21 protein-coding genes are annotated in these 21875 nt (G+C 72.0%); 11 read left to right on the forward strand and 10 right to left on the reverse strand.

The window, feature by feature from the left end; all coding sequences use genetic code 11:
- The first annotated feature begins 10 nt into the window (after nt 1-10).
- Together AB0D74_RS14320 and AB0D74_RS14325 are read left to right on the forward strand one after the other, a co-directional pair.
- Nucleotides 11-163 (forward strand): SCO1431 family membrane protein, encoded by a 153-nt coding sequence (locus AB0D74_RS14320; protein ID WP_362585130.1) that lies wholly within the window; start codon nt 11-13, stop codon nt 161-163.
- 53 nt (nt 164-216) lie between these two features.
- Nucleotides 217-876 (forward strand): TetR/AcrR family transcriptional regulator, encoded by a 660-nt coding sequence (locus AB0D74_RS14325; protein ID WP_362584976.1) that lies wholly within the window; start codon nt 217-219, stop codon nt 874-876.
- A gap of 108 nt (nt 877-984) precedes the next feature.
- On the opposite strand, the gene AB0D74_RS14330 is transcribed toward AB0D74_RS14325, so the two are convergent.
- Entirely contained in the window at nt 985-2235 is a 1251-nt protein-coding gene (locus AB0D74_RS14330; RefSeq protein WP_362584979.1) for a glycoside hydrolase family 18 protein, read from the reverse strand.
- Between the two features lie 328 nt (nt 2236-2563).
- Between AB0D74_RS14330 and AB0D74_RS14335 the strand changes: the two genes are divergently transcribed.
- Entirely contained in the window at nt 2564-3736 is a 1173-nt protein-coding gene (locus AB0D74_RS14335; RefSeq protein WP_362584982.1) for an acyl-CoA dehydrogenase family protein, read from the forward strand.
- On the opposite strand, the gene AB0D74_RS14340 is transcribed toward AB0D74_RS14335, so the two are convergent.
- Nucleotides 3699-3950, reverse strand: coding sequence for a hypothetical protein (locus AB0D74_RS14340; protein WP_362584985.1), 252 nt, complete (start codon nt 3948-3950; stop codon nt 3699-3701). The genes AB0D74_RS14335 and AB0D74_RS14340 overlap by 38 nt on opposite strands.
- A 146-nt stretch (nt 3951-4096) precedes the next feature.
- Here AB0D74_RS14340 and AB0D74_RS14345 point away from each other — a divergent pair, with 146 nt between their 5' ends.
- On the forward strand, nt 4097-5197 hold the full coding sequence (locus tag AB0D74_RS14345) for a hypothetical protein (protein WP_362584988.1): 1101 nt from the start codon (nt 4097-4099) through the stop codon (nt 5195-5197).
- A 14-nt stretch (nt 5198-5211) separates the two neighbouring features.
- Nucleotides 5212-6315 (forward strand): phosphotransferase family protein, encoded by a 1104-nt coding sequence (locus tag AB0D74_RS14350; protein ID WP_362584990.1) that lies wholly within the window; start codon nt 5212-5214, stop codon nt 6313-6315.
- Nucleotide 6316: 1 nt separating this feature from the next.
- Here AB0D74_RS14350 and AB0D74_RS14355 read toward each other — a convergent pair whose 3' ends face one another.
- Complete coding sequence (locus AB0D74_RS14355) at nt 6317-6775, reverse strand: hypothetical protein (RefSeq protein ID WP_362584992.1); 459 nt, start codon at nt 6773-6775, stop codon at nt 6317-6319.
- A 245-nt stretch (nt 6776-7020) separates the two neighbouring features.
- On the opposite strand from AB0D74_RS14355, the gene AB0D74_RS14360 reads away from it, so the two are divergent.
- From AB0D74_RS14360 to fxsA, 4 genes are all read left to right on the forward strand, one after another.
- On the forward strand, nt 7021-7461 hold the full coding sequence (locus tag AB0D74_RS14360; RefSeq protein WP_066997022.1) for an Lrp/AsnC family transcriptional regulator: 441 nt from the start codon (nt 7021-7023) through the stop codon (nt 7459-7461).
- Between the two features lie 196 nt (nt 7462-7657).
- Entirely contained in the window at nt 7658-9262 is a 1605-nt protein-coding gene (locus AB0D74_RS14365) for an amidohydrolase (RefSeq protein WP_362584994.1), read from the forward strand.
- Between the two features lie 609 nt (nt 9263-9871).
- The gene (locus tag AB0D74_RS14370) at nt 9872-10666 is read left to right on the forward strand and encodes a polyprenol monophosphomannose synthase (RefSeq protein WP_362585000.1); all 795 of its coding nucleotides are present in this window, start codon (nt 9872-9874) and stop codon (nt 10664-10666) included.
- 96 nt (nt 10667-10762) lie between these two features.
- Entirely contained in the window at nt 10763-11326 is a 564-nt protein-coding gene (gene fxsA / locus AB0D74_RS14375; RefSeq protein ID WP_362585002.1) for an FxsA family membrane protein, read from the forward strand.
- 117 nt (nt 11327-11443) lie between these two features.
- On the opposite strand, the gene AB0D74_RS14380 is transcribed toward fxsA, so the two are convergent.
- The 4 genes from AB0D74_RS14380 to AB0D74_RS14395 form a co-directional block, all read right to left on the reverse strand.
- On the reverse strand, nt 11444-11818 hold the full coding sequence (locus tag AB0D74_RS14380; RefSeq protein WP_010046329.1) for an RNA polymerase-binding protein RbpA: 375 nt from the start codon (nt 11816-11818) through the stop codon (nt 11444-11446).
- A gap of 267 nt (nt 11819-12085) precedes the next feature.
- Nucleotides 12086-13432 (reverse strand): MFS transporter, encoded by a 1347-nt coding sequence (locus tag AB0D74_RS14385; protein ID WP_362585005.1) that lies wholly within the window; start codon nt 13430-13432, stop codon nt 12086-12088.
- Between the two features lie 41 nt (nt 13433-13473).
- On the reverse strand, nt 13474-14241 hold the full coding sequence (locus AB0D74_RS14390; protein ID WP_362585008.1) for a glycerophosphodiester phosphodiesterase: 768 nt from the start codon (nt 14239-14241) through the stop codon (nt 13474-13476).
- A complete protein-coding gene (locus tag AB0D74_RS14395) occupies nt 14238-14891 on the reverse strand; it encodes a hypothetical protein (protein ID WP_362585011.1) in 654 nt (217 codons plus the stop codon). The genes AB0D74_RS14390 and AB0D74_RS14395 overlap by 4 nt, the downstream gene beginning before the upstream one ends.
- Nucleotides 14892-14993: 102 nt before the next feature.
- Here AB0D74_RS14395 and AB0D74_RS14400 point away from each other — a divergent pair, with 102 nt between their 5' ends.
- On the forward strand, nt 14994-16496 hold the full coding sequence (locus AB0D74_RS14400; protein ID WP_362585014.1) for a PLP-dependent aminotransferase family protein: 1503 nt from the start codon (nt 14994-14996) through the stop codon (nt 16494-16496).
- 36 nt (nt 16497-16532) lie between these two features.
- Here the strand turns inward: AB0D74_RS14400 and fxsT are convergent, their stop codons facing one another.
- The 3 genes from fxsT to AB0D74_RS14415 all read right to left on the reverse strand — a co-directional run bounded on the left by fxsT (nt 16533) and on the right by AB0D74_RS14415 (nt 21000).
- A complete protein-coding gene (fxsT, locus tag AB0D74_RS14405; protein WP_362585017.1) occupies nt 16533-18971 on the reverse strand; it encodes an FxSxx-COOH system tetratricopeptide repeat protein in 2439 nt (812 codons plus the stop codon).
- Between the two features lie 237 nt (nt 18972-19208).
- On the reverse strand, nt 19209-20768 hold the full coding sequence (locus tag AB0D74_RS14410) for a hypothetical protein (protein WP_362585019.1): 1560 nt from the start codon (nt 20766-20768) through the stop codon (nt 19209-19211).
- Between the two features lie 37 nt (nt 20769-20805).
- Nucleotides 20806-21000: a hypothetical protein gene (locus AB0D74_RS14415; RefSeq protein ID WP_089103318.1), complete on the reverse strand. Its 195-nt coding sequence runs from the start codon at nt 20998-21000 to the stop codon at nt 20806-20808.
- 288 nt (nt 21001-21288) lie between these two features.
- Between AB0D74_RS14415 and AB0D74_RS14420 the strand changes: the two genes are divergently transcribed.
- Nucleotides 21289-21681, forward strand: coding sequence for an ankyrin repeat domain-containing protein (locus AB0D74_RS14420; RefSeq protein WP_362585022.1), 393 nt, complete (start codon nt 21289-21291; stop codon nt 21679-21681).
- Nucleotides 21682-21875: the final 194 nt, after the last annotated feature.

Below are 21875 nucleotides of genomic sequence, written 5' to 3' on the forward strand. Positions count from 1 at the left end.
AATCAATGGCATGGTGGACGTCATGACCACACATTCCGCCACCGCCGCCCGCGCCCGTACCGGCGGCCCCAAGGACGACGGCCCGAAGGTTCTGGAACACGTCATGGGGTGGACTCTTGTTGTGGTCATCGCCATGTTGGTCACTCAACTCGGCCTGGTGTGACCTGAACTGACATACTGCGGATGTCCCGCAGCCCGTTGAGACCAGGGTCGAAATTGAATATCAGTCAACAACGTGCCGCCGCCCGTCCCCGGGCGCGCGGCACCGAGCGTTCCGTGGCTCGTCGTGCCGAACTCATCACCATCGGGCGGAAGTTGTTCGCAGACACCTCGTACGACGCGCTCTCCATGGACGACATCGCCAAGCAGGCGCATGTCGCCAAAGGGCTGATCTACTACTACTTCCAGTCCAAGCGCGGCTACTACCTGGCGATCATCCAGGACTCCGTCGCCGACCTGGTCACCTATGCCGCGAGCGGCCTGGAGCTGCCCCAGGTGGACCGCGTCCACCGGACCATCGACAGCTACCTGCGCTACGCCGAGCACCACCAGGCCGCGTACCGCACGATCGTCAGCGGCGGTGTCGGCTTCGACACCGAGGTGCACGCCATCCGGGACGGGGTGCGCGAGGCGATCGTCGCGACGATCGCCGAGGGCGCCTACGGCCGCACCGACATCGCCCCGCTCGCCCGGGTCGGCCTGCTCGCCTGGCTGTGCAGTGTGGAGGGTGCCACCCTCGACTGGATCGACCGGCCCGTGCTCTCCCGCGAGACCATGTGCGAGCTGCTGGTCAAGACGCTCGGCGGCACCCTGCGCGCCATCGAGGAGCTCGACCCGTCCTACCGCGCCCCGACCCCGGCCCGCCGGGACACCTGACGCACGGGGGCCGGTCCGCGGGGCCGGTCCGCCCCGCGGTGTCCCGCCGGACAGGCCGCCGGGGCGGAGGGCTCGTGGTCCCCCCGCCCCAGGCCCCCGTGACCGGGGTCAGTTGATGGCCCTGATCAGCTCACCGTTGGTGGTGTCGCCGCTCAGCTCCCAGAAGAAGGTGCCGCCCAGACCCTGCTGGTTCTTGTAGGTCATCTTGGTCGCGATGGTCGCCGGGGTGTCGTAGCTCCACCAGTCGCTGCCGCACTTGGCGTACGCCGTGCCGCCCACCGTGCCGGTCGCCGGGCACTTCGCCCTGAGCACCTTGTAGTCGTCGATGCCCGCCTCGTACGTCCCCGACGCCGGGCCGGTCGCCGAGCCGCCGGGCGCCGCCTGGGTGACGCCGGTCCAGCCGCGGCCGTAGAAGCCGATGCCGAGCAGCAGCTTGGCCGCCGGGATGCCGAGGCCCCTGAGCTTGGCGATGGTCGCCGAGGTGAAGAAGTTCGCCGTCGGGATGCCCGAGTAGGAGTTCAGCGGCGAGTGCGGGGCCGTCGGACCGGTCGAGGCCCAGGCGCCGAAGTAGTCGTAGGTCATCGGGTTGTACCAGTCGACGTACTGCGCCGCGCCCGCATAGTCGGCCGCGTCGATCTTGCCGCCGCTGGTGGCGTCGGCGGTGATCGCGGCCGTGACGAGCGAACCGCTGCCGAACTTCGCGCGCAGCGCCGCCATCACCTTCCGGAACGCGTCCCGGCCGCTGGTGTCGCAGGTGTTGCCGCAGGCGTTCGGGTACTCCCAGTCGATGTCGATGCCGTCGAAGACGCCGGCCCACTTGGAGTTCCTGACCAGGTCGTAGCAGGACTGGGCGAAGGCGGTGGGGTTCCTGGCCGCCTCGCCGAAGCCGCTGGACCAGGTCCAGCCGCCGAAGGACCAGAGGATCTTGAGGTTCGGGTGCTTCTTCTTCAGCTTCAGCAGCTGGTTGAAGTTGCCGCGCAGCGGCTGGTCCCAGGTGTCCGCCACGCCGTCCACGGACTCGGCGGCGGTGTAGGTCCGGTCGGTCGCCGCGTACGAGTCGCCCATGGCGCACTTGCCGCCGGTGACGTTGCCGAAGGCGTAGTTGATGTGGGTGAGCTTCGCGGCCGAGCCGGAGGTCTCGACGTTCTTGACCAGGTACTTGCGGTCGTAGGTGCCCCATTCCGTGAAGTAGCCGACGACCTTGGAGCCGGCCTGGACCTGGGGAGTCGCCGGGGCGGACCGGCCGGACCGGTCGGCCGCGGTCGCGGTGCCCGCGCCGGCCAGCAGCCCGGCGCCGAGAACGGCACAACAGGCCGCGGAGATCAGCGCCCGGAACCGGGAGCGGTGAGTGGTGTGCATCGGGTGTCTCCTCCTGGGGGAGAGGGGAACGCGCCGATTGGCATGAACGCGGTAAAGCGTTGGTCATGAACCCTAGGAGGACTAGACCAGTCGGGTCAATGGTTCGGACCAATTTCGCGGGTTTCGAATGTTGGCCTGGAATTACTGAAGTAAGCGGTCGTTAACTGGTGACGGGAGGTCCCCGATCGGGCATACTCACTGCGCAGCCGCAGGTCAGCAGCTTCCGAGACCCGGAACGCCGACCTCGGCCGCACCCGCACGACAGGCGGAGCCGCCCCTATCCCACGGGCCGTGACCGCCGTTGCCCGACAGGGAGGAGACCGACGCCATGTCCGACCGCGACCCGCAGCCGGTGGAGCGTCAACTGCCCACGGACGAGGCGAGGGACCTGCTCACGCTGGTCCGGGAGATCGCCCGGCGTGAGATCGCGCCGAGGGCGGCCGACGAGGAGGACGCCGGGCGCTTCCCGCGCGAGGTCTTCACCCTGCTCTCCGAGTCAGGCCTGCTGGGCCTGCCCTACGACGCCGAGTACGGCGGCGGCGAGCAGCCCTACGAGGTCTACCTCCAGGTCCTGGAGGAACTGGCCGCGGCCCGTCTCACCGTCGGCCTCGGCGTCAGCGTGCACACCCTCGCGAGCTACGCGCTCGCCGCCTACGGCACCAAGCAGCAGCAGGTCGAGCACCTGCCCGCGATGCTCGGCGGCGGCCTGCTCGGCGCCTACTGCCTCTCCGAGCCGGCCTCCGGCTCGGACGCCGCCTCGCTGCGCACCAGGGCGGTCCGGGACGGCGACGCCTGGGTGATCAACGGCACCAAGGCCTGGATCACGCACGGCGGCATCGCCGACTTCTACACGGTCATGGCCCGCACCGGCGCCGAGGGCTCGCACGGGATCACCGCCTTCCTGGTCCCCGGCGACGCAGCGGGCCTCAGCGGCGCGGTGCCCGAGAAGAAGATGGGCATGAAGGGCTCGCCCACCGCCCAGGTCCACTTCGACGACGTCCGGGTCGCCGACGAGCGCCGCCTCGGCGAGGAGGGCCAGGGCTTCGCCATCGCCCTCGCCGCGCTGGACTCGGGCCGGCTCGGCATCGCGGCCTGCGCGATCGGCCTCGCCCAGGCGGCGCTCGACGAGGCGGTCGGGTACGCCACCGGGCGACGGCAGTTCGGGCATCCCATCTCGGACTTCCAGGGCCTGCGCTTCATGATCGCCGACATGGCCACCCAGATCGAGGCCGGCCGTGCCCTCTACCTCGCGGCGGCCCGGCTGCGCGACGCGGGCCGGCCGTTCGCCAAGCAGGCCGCCATGGCCAAGCTGCACTGCACCGACACCGCGATGAGGGTCACCACCGACGCCGTCCAGATACTCGGCGGCTACGGCTACACCGCGGACTTCCCGGTCGAGCGCTACATGCGCGAGGCCAAGGTCCTGCAGATCGTCGAGGGCACCAACCAGATCCAGCGGATGGTCATCGCCCGTCACGTGGCGGGGCCGGAAAGTCGCTGAACCCGCTGAACTGCCCGCGGGTGACCGTCGGCGCCGCCAGCCTGACCCACTCCGGGTCGTGGCGGCCCGGCAGGGCGCGGCCCCGGTCGGCCCAGGTCCGCATGAGATCGCGGTAGATGGGCGGGTCCTGCGGCGGGGGCGGCGGCAGCGAGGCCGCGGGCGGGGGCACGAAGATCCGGCGCTGACGGCCGATCGCGGTGTAGGTGGTCGTCACGTCCGGCCAACGCGGGGGCGGCGGCCCTGGTCACCGATGCCCACAATCGTGCGTGAGTTCGTGGACGTCCGTTCCCGGATCTGGCCTCCGTCCACTTTCTGACGTACCGTCAGCCGGACTGTCTCCAGCCTCCGGGGAGGCCTGCCATGGCCGACGACCGTCCCGTACCGCTCGACGAGTACCCCGTGCACCAGGTCCCGCTCTCCATGAAGCACGTCGCCTCCGGGGACCGGAACGCCTACGACCGCTGCATCTTCCACGTCCTCGACCACGACGGCCGCGCCCTGCTCATCCTCGGCCTCGGCGTCTACCCGAACGTCGGGGTGATCGACGCCTACGCCACCCTGCGCACCGGGGACACCCTGCACGCGGTCCGCGCCTCCGACGCCCTGGGCGAGGACCGGATGCGGCTCGCGGTCGGCCCGCTGCGCATCGAGGTCGAGGAGCCGCTCCGGCGCTTCCGCCTGACCTGCGACGACGACGCGCTCTCCTACGACCTCACCTGGACCGCCGACTTCCCGGCCCTGTGGGAACCGCACCACCTCCAACGCCGGGGCGACCGGCTGACCTTGGAGGGCCGCAGGTTCGTGCAGGCCGGGGGAGTGTCCGGGGTGATCCGGGCCGGCGGCGAGGAGTTCCGCGCCGACCCGGCCGCCTGGACCGGCACCCGGGACCGCAGTTGGGGCGTCCGCCCGATCCCGGGCGAGGAGGGCGGGCGGCTCGCCGAGGAGAACCCGACCGAGGGCTTCCACTGGATCTGGTGCCCGGTCCGCTTCGAGGACGGCTTCCTGATGGTCATCACCCAGGAGGACGCCGACGGCCACCGCACCCTCAACGACGCCACCCTGGTCCGCCCCGGCGACCGCGACCGCCAACTCGGCTGGCCGCACACCGAGATCGCCTACCGCTCCGGCACCCGCCACCCCGAGCGTGCCGTCGTCCACCTCGGCGACCCGCGCAAACCCCAGGAACTGGAGGTGGAGATCCTCACCTCCTCGCCGCTCGCGGTCGGCGCCGGCTACCCGCCCGCGGACGACTGGCAGCACGGCACCTGGCAGGGCCGGGGCTGGGTGGACCGCCGTACCTACGACCTGACCGCGCCGCACCCCCGCGCGGCCTACGGCGTCACCGACCACGCCGCGCGCTTCCGCCTCGACGGGCGGACCGGCCACGGCATCTTCGAGCACGGCTCGTTCGGCAGACACGATCCCAGCGGCTTCACCGGCTTCGACTCGGTGGCGCCCTGAAGGAGGAGGCCGGGATGGCGACGAAACCGCGCCCACGCACCACCACCCGCGACCCCGAGGACCTCGCGCGCCGGCTCACCGCCTGGCTGGACACCCGCCTCCCCGGCGCCAAGGCCGTCGGCGTCACGGTCCCCGCCTCCAACGGCATGTCCAGCGAGACCCTGCTCTTCGACATCGAGCACCCCGAACCCCCGCTGCCCGGCTGCGCGTTGAGACTCGCGGCGGATCCGTCGGCGTACACGGTCTTCCCCTCGTACGACCTCACCCGCCAGTACCGCACCATGCGGCTGGTCGCCGACCACACGGACGTCCCCGTGCCCCGCGTCCTGTGGCTGGAAGAAGACCCCGGACCGCTCGGCGCGCCCTTCTTCGTGATGGAGCGGGCCGAGGGGCGCGTTCCGCCCGACGTCATGCCCTACACGTACGAGGGGAACTGGCTGCACGCGGCGACCGACGCCGAACGCGAGCACCTCGAAGCCGTCTCCGTCGGCCTGTTGGCCCGCCTGCACGACCAAGTCCCTGTGTCCGAGGCGGAGTTCCTCGTCCTGCCCGGGGACGGTGACGCCCTGCACCGGCACGTCGAGTCCCAACGGCGCTACTACGACTGGGTGGTGGACGGACTCGCCCGCTCACCCCTGATCGAGGCCGCCTTCGACCGGCTGGCGGACCTGTGGCCGCGCGAGCCCGGCACGCCCGTCCTCAACTGGGGCGACGCCCGGATCGGGAACGTCGTCTACGACGGGTTCGACCCCGTCGCCGTCCTCGACTGGGAGATGGCCGCACCGGCCCCGCGCGAGGTGGACCTCGGCTGGACCGTCTACCTGCACCGCTTCTTCCAGGACCTCACCGCCGCCTCCGGACAGCGGGGACTGCCCGGGTTCCTGCGCCGCGACCGGGTCGAGGCCCGCTACGCCCGCCTGACCGGCCACACCCCGCGGGACATGGACTTCTACACCCTGTACGCCGCCCTGCGGCACGCGATCGTCATGCTGCGCGTCGCCTACCGGCAGGTGTACTTCGGTGAGGTGGCCGTCCCCGCGGATCCGGACACACTGATCCTGCACCACGGCAGTCTGCGCGCCATGGTGCAGGGCAGTTACTGGGACGCGGTGCGGTGACTCAGGCAGCCTGACGGACGGCGGGGTAGCCGCCGGGGCGGATCACCGGTACGCGCATCGGGCGCGAAGCCGGGCCGCCGACGTGCGAGAAGGGCTGCGTCCGCCAGTCCAGACCCTGCGGGAGGGTGAGCAGGAGGGCGGTGTCCTGCTCCTGCGGCTCGGACGACTCGTCCGCGGACGGGGCGTCGTCCGCCGCGCGGCCCGTGCCGGCACAGACCGTCAGGCCGAACGGGTTCCACGGCGAGGCGCACAGCGCGTGCTCCGGCAGGAACTCCTCGTCCGCCAGCAGCGCGATGGACTGCGCGCAGTCCGGGCAGATCACCCGGAACATCTCGAAGGTGTCGTAGGCGTCCGGTTCCTCGGCCTCGTAGAGGTCGGGTTCGACGCCCTCCGGCTCGGGCTCGACCACCAACTGCGGGCGCTTGGACACAGGACGACCAGGGCGCTTAAGACTCTGCATGGGTAACTCCCCCTCGGGCTGGGCCGTTACGGCGCTGCGGCCTCGGCCACAGCAAGCACTTCCCGTCCGGCCTCGGCGGTAATCACGAGAGCATCACGGAGCCGGTTCGAGGGCTGTGGCGTTCGTCACATGCCGTGCGCAGGTGCCCGCTGCGGCGGATTTGTCCGCCGGACAGCCCGCGAACCGGTCATGACCTGGATCGCTGAGCTATCCGTGGAGATCAGGTGCACTGTAGCTTTTGCGCCATGGAGGAGCTGGACCGTCAAATCGTGCAGCTGCTCGTCAAGGACGGGCGGATGAGCTACACGGACCTGGGCAAGGCCACGGGTCTGTCCACGTCGGCCGTGCACCAGCGGGTGCGCCGGCTGGAGCAGCGTGGCGTCATCCGCGGGTACGCCGCGGTCGTCGACCCGGAGGCCGTCGGGCTGCCCATGACGGCGTTCATCTCGGTGAAACCGTTCGACCCCAGCGCCCCCGACGACATCGCGGACCGCCTGGCCGGCGTCCCCGAGATCGAGGCGTGCCACAGTGTGGCGGGCGACGAGAACTACATCCTCAAGGTGCGGGTGGCGACCCCCCACGAACTGGAGGAACTCCTGGCCAGACTCCGCAGCCTGGCAGGGGTGTCAACCCGCACGACGGTAGTCCTGTCGACCCCGTACGAGGCCCGCCCCCCGAAGATCTGAGCTGCGGCCGACAGCGCCGGGTGCCGTGGAGCGTGCTCCGCGTGCAACTGGGCTCTGCCGACCGCGGGTGCGTCGTGGCTGGTCGCGCAGTTCCTCCCCCAGCCTTCGGCCGGGGGGACCCCCAGCGCCCCTGACGGGGCGCGTTTCGGTGGCCCCCTGTCCAGAGGCGTCAGTGGCAGGGGCGAGACTGGTCCCCATGAGTGAGCGCGCCCCCGAGCACAAGACCGTTCTTCTTCGTCGTGGAGAGGTCCACAGCCCCGCCGATCCGTTCGCGACCGCGATGATCGTGGAGCGGGGGCAGGTCGCCTGGGTCGGGTCGGAGGGGGCCGCCGAGGCCTTCGTGGACGGGGTCGACGAGGTCGTCGACCTGGACGGGGCTCTGGTCACGCCCGCCTTCACGGACGCCCATGTCCACACCACGTCCACCGGACTCGCCCTGACCGGCCTCGATCTGTCCGGCGCCGGTTCCCTGACCGCCGCCCTGGCCCTGGTCAGGGACTTCGCCGCCGCCCGCCCGGACGACCGGGTCCTGCTCGGGCACGGCTGGGACGCCTCCCGCTGGGCCGACGGCCGCCCGCCGACCCGCGCCGAGCTGGACGCGGCCACCGGTGGACGCCCGCTCTACCTCTCCCGTATCGACGTCCACTCGGCGGTCGTCACCACGGCCCTGCTGGACCTGGCCCCGGGCACGGTCCCGCGCCAGGACGCCCCGCTCACCGGCGACGCCCACCACGCCGTCCGCGCCGCCGCGTTCGCGGCCGTGACGCCCGCCCAGCGCGCCGAGGCCCAGCGCACCGCCCTCGCGCACGCGGCCTCCCTCGGCATCGGCACCGTCCACGAGTGCGGCGGGCCGAAGATCTCCTCCGAGGACGACTTCACCGCGCTGCTGCGGCTCGCCGCCGAGCTGCCCGGACCGCGCGTCGTCGGTTACTGGGCCGAGGAGGACGTGGAGAAGGCCCGCCGGCTGGGCGCGCTCGGCGCCGCCGGCGACCTGTTCGTCGACGGCGCCCTCGGCTCCCACACCGCCTGCCTGCACCAGCCGTACGCCGACGCGGGACACACCGGCGCCGCCTACCTGGACGCGGACGCCGTCGCCGCCCACGTCACCGCTTGCACCGAGGCCGGTCTGCAGGCCGGCTTCCACGCCATCGGCGACGCCGCCGTGACCGCCGTCGTGGAGGGCGTGCGCTCCGCCGCGGAGAAGGTCGGCCTGCCCCGGGTGCGAGCCGCCCGGCACCGCGTCGAGCACGCCGAGATGCTCACGCCCGAGCACATCGCCGGCTTCGCCGAGCTCGGCCTGATCGCCTCCGTGCAGCCCGCCTTCGACGCCCTGTGGGGCGGCGCGGACGGCATGTACGCCCAGCGGCTCGGCACCGAGCGGGCCCGCACCCTGAACCCGTTCGCCGCCCTCCTCAAGGCCGGGGTCCCGCTCGCCTTCGGGTCCGACAGCCCGGTCACCCCGCTCGACCCCTGGGGGACCGTCCGGGCCGCCGCCTTCCACCGCACGCCCGAGCACCGGGTCTCCGTGCGCGCCGCCTTCACCGCGCACACCCGCGGCGGCTGGCGTGCGACCGGCCGGGACGACGCGGGCGTCCTCGTGCCCGGCGCGCCCGCCGACTACGCGGTCTGGCGCACCGACGAACTGGTGGTGCAGGCCCCTGACGACCGGGTCGCGCGCTGGTCCACCGACCCCCGCTCCGGCACCCCCGGCCTGCCCGACCTCACCCCCGGCCGCGAGCTGCCGGTCTGCCTGCGCACCGTGGTGGGCGGCCGGACCGTGTTCGTACGACCGGGCGAGTGAGCCCCCCGCATTCGTACGGCCGGGCGAGTGATCTCCCGGGGTGGCGCGGTCGTGATCGACGGCCGCCGCCCCGTCGCGCGACCTGCGCATCCTCCGCGCTGACCAGGGGTTTGGTGCCGTCTTCGCAGGTCAGACGGCTGTTGACAGCCAGCGGCAGCGGGCCGGTAGGTTCGGCGGAGTCCACCACCGGACGCCCGACCAGGGAGCAGTTCGCGCACTCGTCGCAGCGCCGCTGGGTCAGGGACGGTGTGCCGCACCGGGGCACCGTCACTGGGAGCCAGGCTCAGCGCCCGCGCCGACGAGGGAACGTTCCGGCCGGTCGGGAGGTGTGACCCGGGTGGGGCCCGGACGCTCAGTAGACAACGGCTTTCGGTCGACCCGCAGCCAGCGGGTCCCAGGTCGGCCCGAAGGGCGCCGGGCCCCCATCCGCAGGGGAACAGAGTGGCTCCGCGGGCGAACAGAGTGGCGAAAGCGCGTATGGCCGCCACCCGAAACGGGCATCCTTACCCCGTTCTTGCGGAATCGACACCACCATACGAATGAGCCGTCGCGTCAGTGCAGGCCGCGGCCACTATGGTGGTCCCCTGCGTACGACATGAAGGGGCAGCAGTGAACGACGGCGACGGGACCCTCGCGGCCAAGGCCCAGGGGCGGCGGTTCGGCCCGCTCGGCACGGCCTTGGTGATCATTCCCACGTACAACGAGGCGGAGAACATCAAGTCCATCGTCGGCCGGGTGCGCCAGGCCGTCCCCGACGCACACGTGCTCGTGGCGGACGACAACAGCCCCGACGGCACGGGCAAGCTCGCCGACGAACTGGCCGCCGAGGACGACCACGTCCAGGTGCTGCACCGCAAGGGCAAGGAAGGCCTCGGCGCCGCCTACCTCGCGGGCTTCCGCTGGGGCATGGACAACGGCTACGGCGTGCTCATCGAGATGGACGCGGACGGCTCCCACCAGCCCGAGGAGCTGCCCCGGCTGCTGACCGCGCTGAAGGGCGCCGACCTGGTGCTCGGCTCCCGCTGGGTGCCCGGCGGCCGGGTGGTCAACTGGCCGAAGTCCCGTGAGTTCATCTCCCGGGGCGGTTCCCTGTACTCCCGGCTCGCCCTCGACCTTCCGATCCGGGACATCACCGGCGGGTACCGCGCCTTCCGCCGCGAGACCCTGGAGGGCCTGGGGCTCGACGAGGTCGCCTCGCAGGGCTACTGCTTCCAGGTCGACCTGGCCCGCCGGGCGATCAAGGCCGGCTACCAGGTCGTCGAGGTGCCCATCACCTTCGTCGAGCGGGAGTTCGGCGACTCCAAGATGAGCCGCGACATCCTCGTCGAGGCGCTGTGGCGGGTCACCTCGTGGGGCGTCACCGACCGGATGGGCAGGATGACCGGCAAGGACAAGCGGTCCTGACGGTCCTGACGGTCTTGGCGGGCGCCCTGGAACCGCACAGTTCCGGCTGATCATCCCCTTATGCCGCACTGAGCCGGGCCCAGGCACACTGGGAGCATGACGACTGGCGCGCAGACCCCTCCGTACACCACCCGGCCCCGGCGCTCCCGGCTCGCCAGATACCTGCCGCTCGGCGTCGCCGCCTGGCTGGTGCTGGAGATCTGGCTGCTGACGGTGGTCGCGGGCGCGGCGGGCGGCATGACCGTGTTCCTGCTGCTGGTGGCGGGCTTCGTCGCCGGTTCCGTGGTCATCAAGCGAGCCGGCCGGCGCGCCTTCCGGAGTCTGAACGAGGCGATCCAGCGCGGCGGCTCCCCGGAGAGCGGCGGCGGCAACGGCCTGATGATGCTGGGCGGCCTGCTCCTCATGATCCCCGGCCTGGTCTCCGACGCCCTTGGCCTGCTCCTCCTGCTGCCCCCGGTCCAGAAGGCGGTCTCGAGCATCGCGGAGCGCACCCTCGACCGCAAGCTCCGCGCCGCCGCCCCCGGCACTCTGGGCAACGCCTTCCAGCAGGCCCGTATGCACCGCCCGGACGGCAAGGTCGTCCAGGGCGAGGTGATCCGGGACGACGGGCCCCGGCCGGGCGACGAGCCGATGGGGGAGCGACCGCCGCTGACGCGGTGAGCGCGCCTGCCTCACCACAACTGAGGGCCTCACCACAACTGAGGGCGCCCCACGTTCACAGAACGTGGGGCGCCCTCAGTTGTTGTGTCGGTTTCCGTCAGACGGAACTACACGGGACTATGCGGACTTGCGGCTGTCCCTGGGATGAATCGCGATGTTCATCGCCCCGGAACGCAGAACCGCCAGACGCTCCTCGAGGACCTCTTCGAGCTCCTCGCGGGTGCGCCGCTCCATCAACATGTCCCAGTGGGTACGCGCGGGCTTGGCCTTCTTCTCTTCAGGGCCGTCGCCGTCCACGAGGAGTGCCTGGGCCCCGCAGACCTTGCACTCCCACTCCGGCGGGATCTCCGCCTCGACCGAGAAGGGCATCTCGAACCGGTGCCCCTTCTCGCATGCGTACTCCACGGCCTGGCGCGGGGCCAGGTCGATACCGCGGTCCGTCTCGTAGCTGGTCACCACGAGGCGCGTACCGCGAAGAGCTCGCTCACTCATGAATCGTGCCTCCCGGGCTTGTCGCCCACAGGACAGGTGTCGCTGTCGTCGTCATCCGGTCAACGTCCGGTCGGCGGTAAAGATTCCCGTTCCGGGTCATGCGTCGCCGTCGTAGCCGCCCCTTGTTGTACCCACCAGCGCCCGGTTTGTCACATCTGCTATCAGATGTCACCCACCGTTTCGGCATCTTTGACGCGCAGTAACGGTACGCCTGGCAGGCCAAACGCGTACACTACCGCCCTTCCGCGTTGAACGCTAAATCTTCCGCTAGATCTTCTGTGGGACCGGATTGCCGGCCTCGCCGATCGCCCGCCGCACCGGCACCCGCGCCAGCAGCGCGAACCCGATGACGAAGAAGGCCACCAGCGAGATGATCGCGGAGCGGTAGCTCCCGGTCAGCTGGTAGGTGATCCCGAACAACAGCGGTCCCAGCCAGCTCATCCCCCGATCGCTCATCTCGTACGCCGCGAAGTACTCGGCTTCTTTTCCGGGCGGCACGAGGTGGGAGAACAGGGAGCGGGACAGGGCCTGGCTGCCGCCGAGGACCAGGCCGATGCCGCCCGCGAGGACGAAGAACCACACGGGTGCCCCGGCCGGCAGGAAGTACCCGGCCGCCAGCGTCACCGTCCACGCCACCAGCGACCCCAGGATCGTGCGCTTCGCCCCGTACGTCCTGGCCAGCCGCCCCATCGTCAGCGCCCCCGCCACAGCCAGCACCTGGACCATCAGGACGGCGCCGATGAGCGTCGACTGGCCCAGCCCGAGCTCCTCGGAGCCGTAGACGGACGCCTGGGAGATCACGGTCTGGATGCCGTCGTTGTAGACGAGGTAGGCCAGCAGGAAGGAGAGCGTCAGCGGATGACGGCGCATGTCCCTGGCGGTCGCCGCGAGTTGACGCAGCCCCGGCGCAGCAGCCCCGGCCGTCCGGCCGCCCCGGTCGCGCAGCCGCCGCAGCGGTACGAGGGTGAAGGCGGCCCACCACAGGCCCGCCCCGGCCAGGCAGACGCGGACGGCCTCCGTCTCGGAGAGGCCGAAGGAGTCGTGCGCGGAGTAGAGGACCAGGTTGATGATCAGTACCAGCGAGCCGGAGGCGTAGCCGAAGGCCCAGCCCCGGGAAGAGACGGTGTCGCGTTCCTCGGGCGGGGCGATCTGGGGGAGGTAGGAGTTGTAGAGCATCAGGGCGACGGACTGGGCGGCGTTCGCGACGATCAGCAGCAGCCCGCCGAGCAGATAGCGGTCGCCGTCCAGGAAGAACATGCCCGTCGTCGCCGCGGCCCCGGTGTACGCGGCCACGCCGAGCAGCTGCTTCTTGCGCCCGGTGCGGTCGGCCGCGCTGCCCACCAGCGGCATCAGCACGACCGCGACGATCACCGACAGGGAGACCGAGTAGGCGAAGAAGGAGCCCGCCCGGACCGGGATGCCCAGCGGGTGCACATAGCCGCCGGCGTCCGCCGCGTGGTCGGCGACCGACGTGAGGTACGGGCCGAGGAACACGGTGAGGACGCTCGTCGAGTAGACCGAGCACGCCCAGTCGTAGAAGTACCAGCCGCGCTGTTCGCGCCGCAGCTCGGCGGCCTCGTCGAAGACCCCCGACCGCACGGTTTCGGTGCCCACCCGTGCCCTTGCCTTTCCCGCAGCAGTACCGCCCGCGCGCCTCAGTACCAGACGCCGCGCTTCTGCATGACCTCACGCAACGTGTCGATGTGATCGGTCATGATGCCATCGACTCCCAGATCCAGGAGCCGGTGCATCCGTTCGGGTTCGTTGATGGTCCACACGTGGACGTGCAGCCCGCGCGCGTGGGCGGCGCGCACGAAGCGACGGTCGACCACCGGGACCCCCGACTGCGACTCGGGCACCTGGGCGGCCACCGCCGACCGGCGCACCGACGCGGGCAGCCCCCAGGAGCGCAGCCGCAGCCCGACCACACCGCGGGTGCCGAACGAGGTGGCCAGGCGCGGCCCGGCCAGCCGCTGCGCCCGCAGCACCCGTGCCTCGGAGAACGACCCGACGCAGACCCGGTCGTAGGAGTCCGTCTTTTCGATCAGGTCGAGGAGGGGTCGCAGGGCCGGCTCCGCCTTGGCGTCCACGTTCCAGCGGACCTCCGGGAACTCCTCCAGCAGCTCCTCGAAGAGGGGGAGCGGCTCGCGGCCCGCCACGCGCGCGTGCCGTACGTCCTCCCACGGCAGGTCGGCGATCCGGCCGGCCCCGTCGGTGACCCGGTCCAGGGTGTCGTCGTGGAAGGCGACGAGCCTGCCGTCCGCCGTGGCGTGCACATCGGTCTCGATGTACCGGTAGCCGAGTGCGACCGCGCGCCGGAACTGCGCCACGGTGTTCTCCAGGCCGTCCGCGGCTCCGCCCCGATGGGCGAAGGCGATGGGGCCGGGGTGGTCCAGGTACGGGTGGAGTGTCAGCGTGCTCACGGACGCAGTATCGCGCGCCCGGGTGACCCCGTGGCAACGACCGTGCTGCGACCGGATGCCGCCGGGACGGCGAACACCTTCAGGAACAGCTGTGCGAGCGGGCCGATGGACACCGCGTAGAGCAGGGTGCCGACGCCCACGGTCCCGCCGAGCGCGAACCCGGTGACGACCACCGCGACCTCGATCGCCGTCCGGATGAGCCGGATCGAACGGCCGGTGCGCCGGTGCAGCCCCGTCATCAGGCCGTCCCGGGGGCCGGCCCCGAAGCTCGCCGCGATGTACAGACCGGTCGCCGCCCCGTTGAGCACGATGCCGGCCGCCATCAGCGGGATCCGTACGGCGAACGCGTGCGCGTCGGGGAGGACGGCGAGCGCGGCATTCATGGCGAGGCCGATGACGAAGACGTTGGAGACCGTGCCGAGGCCCGGCCGCTGGCGCAGCGGGATCCACAGGAGCAGCACGGCCGCCCCCACGACGATCGACACCGTGCCGATGCTGAGCCCGGTGCGCCCGGCGAGCCCCTGGTGCAGCACGCCCCAGGGTTCGAGGCCGAGGCCCGCCTCGACGAGCAGCGCGGAGCTGACGCCGTACAGCGTGAGCCCCGCGTAGAGCTGGACCAACCGTCGCCCGAGACGGCCTTGCGTGGACAAGGGATTACCTCCCTGGTGGTTAAGGTGGCCTGACCCGTGTCACTCTGTGGCTTGGGAGGGAAAGCCATCCATGGCCAATTCCGGGAAGGTGGACTGATTCACATGGCGCAGTGGACCTCGGCGATGGGGGCCGCGCAGCTCGCCCGGCTGCTCAACTCGCAGCAGGAGCGCCCCGCCGGTCCCGGCACCCGGCGTCCGCCGGCCTACCGCGCGCTCGCCGACGGCATCCGGCTGCTGGTCCTGGAGGGCCGCGTCCCGGTCGCCGCCCGGCTGCCCGCCGAACGCGAACTGGCCCTCGCCCTGTCCGTCAGCCGTACGACGGTGGCGGCGGCGTACGAGGCGCTGCGCGCGGAGGGCTTCCTGGAGTCCCGGCGGGGCGCGGGCAGCTGGACCGCGGTCCCCGCGGGCAACCCGCTCCCGGCCCGCGGCCTGGAACCCCTGCCCCCCGAGGCGCTCGGCTCGGTGATCGACCTGGGCTGCGCCGCGCTGCCGGCCCCTGAGCCCTGGCTGACCCGCGCGGTGCAGGGCGCCCTGGAGGAACTCCCGCCGTACGCCCACACCCACGGGGACTACCCGGCCGGGCTCCCCGTCCTCCGCTCGATGATCGCCGAGCGCTACACGGCACGCGGGATCCCCACCATGCCCGAGCAGATCATGGTCACGACCGGTGCGATGGGTGCGATCGACGCGATCTGCCACCTCTTCGGCGGCCGTGGCGAGCGCATCGCCGTCGAGTCGCCGTCGTACGCCAACATCCTCCAGCTGATGCGGGAGGCGGGCGCCCGCCTGGTGCCGGTGGCGATGGCCGAGGGGCTCGCCGGCTGGGACGTGGACCGCTGGCGCCAGGTCCTGCGCGAGGCGGCGCCCCGCATCGCCTACGTGGTCGCCGACTTCCACAACCCCACCGGCGCGCTCGCCGACGACGACCAGCGGCGCCGGCTGGTGGACGCGGCCCGCTCGGCGGGCACGGTGCTGGTCGCCGACGAGACCATGAGCGAGCTGTGGCTGGACGACGGCGTGGAGATGCCCCGCCCGGTCTGCGGCTTCGACCCGGCGGGCTCCACCGTCATCACCGTCGGCTCCGCCAGCAAGGCGTTCTGGGCGGGCATGCGCATCGGCTGGGTCCGGGCGGCTCCCGACGTGATCCGCAGCCTGGTCGCCGCGCGGGCCTACGCCGACCTGGGCACGCCCGTGCTGGAGCAGCTGGCGGTGAACTGGCTGTTCAGCACGGGGGGCTGGGCCCAGGCCGTCGACCTGCGCCGGGCCCAGGCCCGCGAGAACCGGGACGCCCTGGTGACGGCGGTCCGGCGGGAGCTGCCGACCTGGGAGTTCGAGGTGCCCCAGGGCGGCCTGACGCTCTGGGTCCGCGCGGGGGGCCTCTCCGGTTCCCGGCTGGCGGAGGCGGGCGAGCGGGTCGGGGTACGCGTCCCCTCCGGTCCCCGGTTCGGGGTCGACGGAGCCTTCGAGGGCTACGTACGCCTCCCGTTCACCGTGGGCGGAGCGGTGGCAGAGGAGGCAGCGGTCCGACTGGCGGCGGCGGCGCGGTTGGTGGAGGCGGGGGTGAGCGGGGGGAACGGCGAGTCGCCGCGGACCTTCGTCGCGTAGCGGCCGGGGCCCACGGCGGGTGCTGGGAGCGGTGTGTCAGCGGCGAGGGCGCGTGGCGAGGCGTCGCGGCAGCCGGGTGTGCGGGACGGCCTGAGCGGCGGCTCGGTCGGCACGGGCGCCTGTGGTGTAGGGGTGGTGGGGGCCGAGTACGCGCTCGTAGTCGTCGAGGACCGCGTCGAGGCAGCTGATCGCCCGGGATCGTCTGCCTGCGGCCAGGAGTGCCAGGCCGAGGTTGCGGCGGGCGTTCAGCGTCGCGAAGTGGTCGGGGCCCAGGACGTGCTGCCGGTCCCGGACGCAATCGGCGAAGAGGGCGAGGGCTTTGGTGTGGTGGGCGGCCACGGTGTGGGCGCGGGCCAGGAAGATGCGAACGCACAGGGTCTCGGGATGGTCGCGATCGAGTTCGGTTTCGGCGCGCCGTAGGAGGCGGACGAGCTCGGCGATGCCTTCGTCGGTGCGGCCCGCGCCGACCAGCGCCCAGGCTCGGTGGCGGCCCCACCACAGCCCGGTGTACGGGCCGGCACCCGTCTCGTGCGCGAGCACCTGCTCGAACAGCGCGAGCGACTCGGCATGGCGCCCTACCCGCTCGTACATGCGGGCCAGTTCGCCACGAGCGTTGGCTGTCGAGGGGTGGTCGGGGCCCAGGGCACGTTCGTTGTCGGCGGCGTTTTTCCTGAACAGTGCGAGGGCGGCGTCGTTCGCTCCCAGGGAGCGCAGCGTGCTGGCCAGGTTGACCTGGGCGTACATCGTCGTCTGGTGATCGGGGCCGTTGATCCGCAGGCTGTCGGCCAGGTTCCGCCGGTGCAGCGACTCCGCCTCGTCCAGCACCCCGGCCGCCTCCAGGGTGTAGCCGAGGGAGTTGACCGCGTTCAGCGTGCGGGGATCGTCCGGGCCGAGACGTTCCCGCTGGACGGCCGCGTAGCGTCGGCGCAGGGGGAGGGCGAGGTCGAAGCGTCCGGCCATCTGGTAGGCGTAGGCGAGAGCGGACAACGCCTGGAGGACCTTGTCGTCCTGGGGGGAGGCGAGCCGCTCGTGTTCGGCCAGCACGTCCCTGCCCAGGGCGCAGGCACGCACTGTCTCGGCCCGCTCGACCAGGAGGTGCACGGCGTCCTGGTGGAGATCCATCAGACCGCGCCGGAGCTCGTCGCCGAGCGGTTCGGCCGCTGCCCACAGGGCGAGGATGTGATCCGTGAGCCCCCGGTCCGCCACATCCCGTCGCGACCGGTCGTCCGCGGGCCGGAGCAGCCGGCGCAGCGCCTCGGCCGCCTGAACCACGCGCTCGCCCAGCCGGCCGTCCGACAGCAGCCGGTCCCGGACGATCCGCTGGACCAGCCGGTGCATCAGGACGATGTCGCCGCCCAGGCTCAGGGTCAGCACCGAGGCGTCGGACAACGCGCCCACCACACTGTCGATCTCCGCCGCGTCGCGGTCCGCGAGGGCGACCTTCAGATCCTGCCGGTAGACGCCGGAAGGCGACAGCAGGGAGAGGAACTCGACGACACGTCCCACGGTGAGGGCGTTCTCGCCGCTCTCCACCTGTCCGACGGCCTCCAGCAGGACTTCCGCCGCCCCGTGCGGATACGGCTCGCCCGGTGTGCGTCGCAGCATCTGCCGGACGCGGTGGCGGCGGAACCGCTGCCGGTACTCGGCGAACGTCAGCCCCTGGGTGCGGATCACTCCGGAGGCCTGGGCCAACGCCAGGGGAAGGCACCCCAGTTCCTCGGCGAGCGCCGCCGCCTCGTGTGCCGCGTCGTCGTCCGTGCCCGCCCCGGTCGTCTCGCGCAGGAAGGCGACGGCTTCCGCCGGGGAGAACGCCTCGACGGCGGCGGTGGCCCCGAGACGGTCGACGGAACGCACCGTGCTGGTGATCAGGGTCTGTGCCCGACCGGTCCGGGGCAGCCACCTCGACACCTCATCCGGGTCCACGACATTGTCCAGAACCAACAGCGCGGGCTCGGCCAGCTGTTCCAGCCATCGGTGTGCCGCCGCGGCGGCGAGTTCGGCGTCCTGGATGCCGCCCTTGACGCCGGCGGCTTCCGCCAGCTCGTCCAGACCCGCCACGACCTGTCCTGGTTCCTCCGCCACGATCCAGGCCACGACCCGCCAGCCGGCGCCGAGCCGAGCGCGGGCGTAGGCCCCGGCCAGCTGTGTCTTGCCCACCCCACGGCCGCCGGTCAGGGCACACACGGAGGTTCCCCGTTGCCGGTCCATGGCATGACCGAGGGCTTCGAGCAGTTCGGTACGCCCCTGGAACCCGTTCGGCTCGCGGGGCAGCGGGCCGACGACGACGGTCTGTTCCCTCCGGAGTGCCACCGCCTGCCCGGGCTGTCCCGGCCGGGGCTCACGAGCCGCGTACCACCCGCCGGCACTGAGCATCGCCGCACTCGCCGAGGACGCGAAGGCGAGTACCGCGTCCTGCCCGACTCCTGCGAACGGCAACGTGAGCCACGGGAGCGCGAAGGCGCCCACCGCGGACACGACCACTACGGTCCACCTGACCCCATGCCCCACAGCGGCCCCCCGACCGGCCGGTTCACCGGAATCCCACCTGCATGCCTATGGTGCCCAACCATCGCGTGGGCCACCATGCTCCCGCTGTGGACTTCTCACCGGTCCGGCCCGGGGCGTGACCGGTACCGTGCCGGCGGCGGCCGGCCGCGCCGCAGGCGCCGGTGCGGTGGGCACCGGACCGGCAGACGGCCCGGTGCCAGGGCGTCAGCCCTCCGCGACCGCGACCGCGGCCTCGACCGGCACCGCTTCCATGGGCTCGCTCCGCGGTGGCAGCAGCGCCAGTACCGCCTCGCGGTCCACCTCGCTCGTCGCGTCGTCGTACGGATCCGGTGTCGCCGGTACCTGGAGGCGCAGCACCGGCCCGTGTCCAAGTCGCGCGTACCCCCGGCCCGGCGGCACCTGGGCCAACGGCGTGGTGTGCGGCGGAGCGCCCAGCGCCGCCGCCAGCTCGTCCGGCAGTGCCGGTCCCAGTACGACACGTGCACGTGCGTGCTGGCGTACCGCCTCGCTCAACCCGTCCGCGCTGTCGAGCTGTTCGGCGACCACCACGGTGACGTTGGCCGCGCGGCCGTGTCGGAGGGGGGTCTGGAGGAGGGCCTGCGGGTCCTGGTGGCCGTCCGTCGAGGCCAGGTGGACGAAGGCGCTGGGGCGGTCGAGCAGGATCCACAGGGGCCGCCGGCAGTCGTCCGGCGGCGGGTGGCCCGCCTGCCGCGCGTGGCTGAGGGCGATGAGCCGCCGCTCCGTCTCGTTCGCGGCCCACTCCAGGCTGGCCAGCGCACCGGGGAGCCCGCACTCCACCCCGAGGACCCCGTCCCGGCCGGTGAGGCACAGGTACTCGCCGGTGCCGCCCCCCTCGACGACGAGGATGTCGCCGTACTGGAGGGCCTGCAGGGCGACGGAGCGCAGCAGGGTCGAGGTACCGCTGCCCGGACGGCCCATGACCAGCAGGTGCGGTTCGGTGGAGCGGGCGCCGGTGCGCCAGACGACCGGCGGTACGTCACGCTGCTCGTCGCCGTACGCGAGCGGGAGCGTGCGCTGGACCTCGCTGGGGTCGGTGAACCCGAGGACCGTCTCGCCCGGCGCGGTGACGAAGCGCTGGGCGGCGATGTCGGTGGGCAGCGGGGCGAGGACGGTCACCGTGAGCCGGTTGCCCTCCTCGTCCCATGCGAAGTGGTACTCGCGGCCCCGCCCGGACTTCGCGGTGAGCAGGTTCTCGATCCGCGCGCGGGCCCCGGGTTCGCCGTCCGGGAAGTACGCGGGGTAGCGGAGCAGGAGCTGGCCGAGGCGGCCCGCGTCGTCGAACTCGTGGGCGAGGAACGCCTTCTCCCACTCCCCGCCGTGTGCGTACAGCGGCGCCGGGTCCTCGGCGGCCGAGAGGTACGGCACCAGGGCCTCGTACAGGGACTGGAGCCGCTGGGTCTGCGACTCGTCGGGGCCCTCCGGCGGGGAGGGGGCGCGGTCACGGCCCTGCCAGGCGCTCGCCGCCATCAGGGTGATGACGGCGAGCAGCGGCCCGTAGGGCACCAGCGCCACGACCAGGACGACCGAGGCCACCAGGAACAGCAGTGGCCCACGCTTGTCCTTGGGGGTCTCCGCCCATCTGCGCCGTCCGGCCGAGGCCAGCCGGCTCAGCCCGCGGGTCACGGTGATGAGCGGGTGGAGGACGTCGGTGGCGTTGTCGGCGGCCGTCCGGGCCAGCTCCCGGCTCCGGGCGAGTTGCGCGCCGCCGTTGCTCAGAATGCGGGGGAGAGGGCGCCGGGCCACTGCTGTCTCCTCACGGTGCGTACGGGCGGGAGAGGCATCAGAACTTGATGCCGCCGAGCAGGCTCGCCAGGCTCTCGCCGCCTGCCTTGATGCTGGGTGCGATGGCCGTGCTGGCGAGATAGAAGCCGAAGAGCGCCGAGGCCGTGGCGTGCGACGGCTTCAGCCCGTCCTTGCGGAAGAACAGGAAGACCACGATGCCGAGCACGATGACGCCTGAGATGGAGAGGATCATTTGAGATCTCCTGGTGTCGAAGGGGGACAGTCACCATGAGTTCTTCCAGGATCACAGCAGGTATCCATACGATTAAAGGTGTAAATGGGTGAATCTCGGCTGTTTTCACCCGCGTGGTGGATCGGCCGACGGGGTCGCGGTGATCTTTACCTCGGGCAGATCCGGTCATGTGCACCCTGAGCCAGTACGCTGGCGATTCACTCGTACGGCCCCGCGGCCCGTCCGTTGCCGTACGCTCCCCCCAGTCCGGGATAGTCCCCGCAGCGCACAGGAGAGGCGGTCCGGCCGATGAGCGAAGCCCCCGACCCCGAGGTCGTGGAGCTGGCGACCAAGATCTTCGATCTGGCCCGGCAGGGGCGGACCGAGGAACTCGTGGCGTACCTCGACGCGGGCGTTCCGGCCAACCTCACCAACGACCGCGGCGACTCCCTCGTGATGCTCGCCGCCTATCACGGCCACGCCGCGGCGGTACGCGAGCTGCTCGCCCGGGGCGCCGAGGCGGACCGGGTCAACGACCGTGGTCAGACGCCACTCGCGGGGGCGGTCTTCAAGGGCGAGACGGACGTCGTCAAGGTGCTGGTGGAGGCCGGCGCGGACCCGGCGGCGGGCACTCCGTCGGCCGTCGACACCGCGCGGATGTTCGGCAAGGCGGAGGTTCTGGAACTGTTCGGTACCTCCTGACCCATCTGTTCTGACCAGCTAAAACACACAAAACGGGGGAGGCGGTACAGGGCCGCCGAAATTTCGGTCGCGGCAGGTCGAAGTGCCGAGTCATCATGACGTCGTGATTCACGGACGCGATGGCTGGGCAGGTGTTGCCGCACCACGCGGGCCGTGATGCGGCCCGCATGGGCCACTGACGAGAGGCAGAGAGA

The sequence above is a fragment of the Streptomyces sp. NPDC048278 genome, from assembly GCF_040652195.1.
GTDB lineage: Bacteria > Actinomycetota > Actinomycetes > Streptomycetales > Streptomycetaceae > Streptomyces.

Excerpts from the sequence above, each read along its gene's own strand:
- AB0D74_RS14345 (WP_362584988.1), top strand. The coding sequence starts at position 4,097 with ATGGCCGACGACCGTCCCGTACCGCTCGACGAGTACCCCGTGCACCAG.
- AB0D74_RS14415 (WP_089103318.1), bottom strand. The coding sequence starts at position 21,000 with ATGATCCTCTCCATCTCAGGCGTCATCGTGCTCGGCATCGTGGTCTTC.
- AB0D74_RS14335 (WP_362584982.1), top strand. The coding sequence starts at position 2,564 with ATGTCCGACCGCGACCCGCAGCCGGTGGAGCGTCAACTGCCCACGGAC.
- AB0D74_RS14360 (WP_066997022.1), top strand. The coding sequence starts at position 7,021 with ATGGAGGAGCTGGACCGTCAAATCGTGCAGCTGCTCGTCAAGGACGGG.
- AB0D74_RS14380 (WP_010046329.1), bottom strand. The coding sequence starts at position 11,818 with ATGAGTGAGCGAGCTCTTCGCGGTACGCGCCTCGTGGTGACCAGCTAC.
- AB0D74_RS14355 (WP_362584992.1), bottom strand. The coding sequence starts at position 6,775 with ATGCAGAGTCTTAAGCGCCCTGGTCGTCCTGTGTCCAAGCGCCCGCAG.
- AB0D74_RS14320 (WP_362585130.1), top strand. The coding sequence starts at position 11 with ATGGTGGACGTCATGACCACACATTCCGCCACCGCCGCCCGCGCCCGT.
- AB0D74_RS14400 (WP_362585014.1), top strand. The coding sequence starts at position 14,994 with ATGGCGCAGTGGACCTCGGCGATGGGGGCCGCGCAGCTCGCCCGGCTG.
- AB0D74_RS14330 (WP_362584979.1), bottom strand. The coding sequence starts at position 2,235 with ATGCACACCACTCACCGCTCCCGGTTCCGGGCGCTGATCTCCGCGGCC.
- AB0D74_RS14420 (WP_362585022.1), top strand. The coding sequence starts at position 21,289 with ATGAGCGAAGCCCCCGACCCCGAGGTCGTGGAGCTGGCGACCAAGATC.
- fxsA (WP_362585002.1), top strand. The coding sequence starts at position 10,763 with ATGACGACTGGCGCGCAGACCCCTCCGTACACCACCCGGCCCCGGCGC.
- AB0D74_RS14350 (WP_362584990.1), top strand. The coding sequence starts at position 5,212 with ATGGCGACGAAACCGCGCCCACGCACCACCACCCGCGACCCCGAGGAC.
- AB0D74_RS14365 (WP_362584994.1), top strand. The coding sequence starts at position 7,658 with ATGAGTGAGCGCGCCCCCGAGCACAAGACCGTTCTTCTTCGTCGTGGA.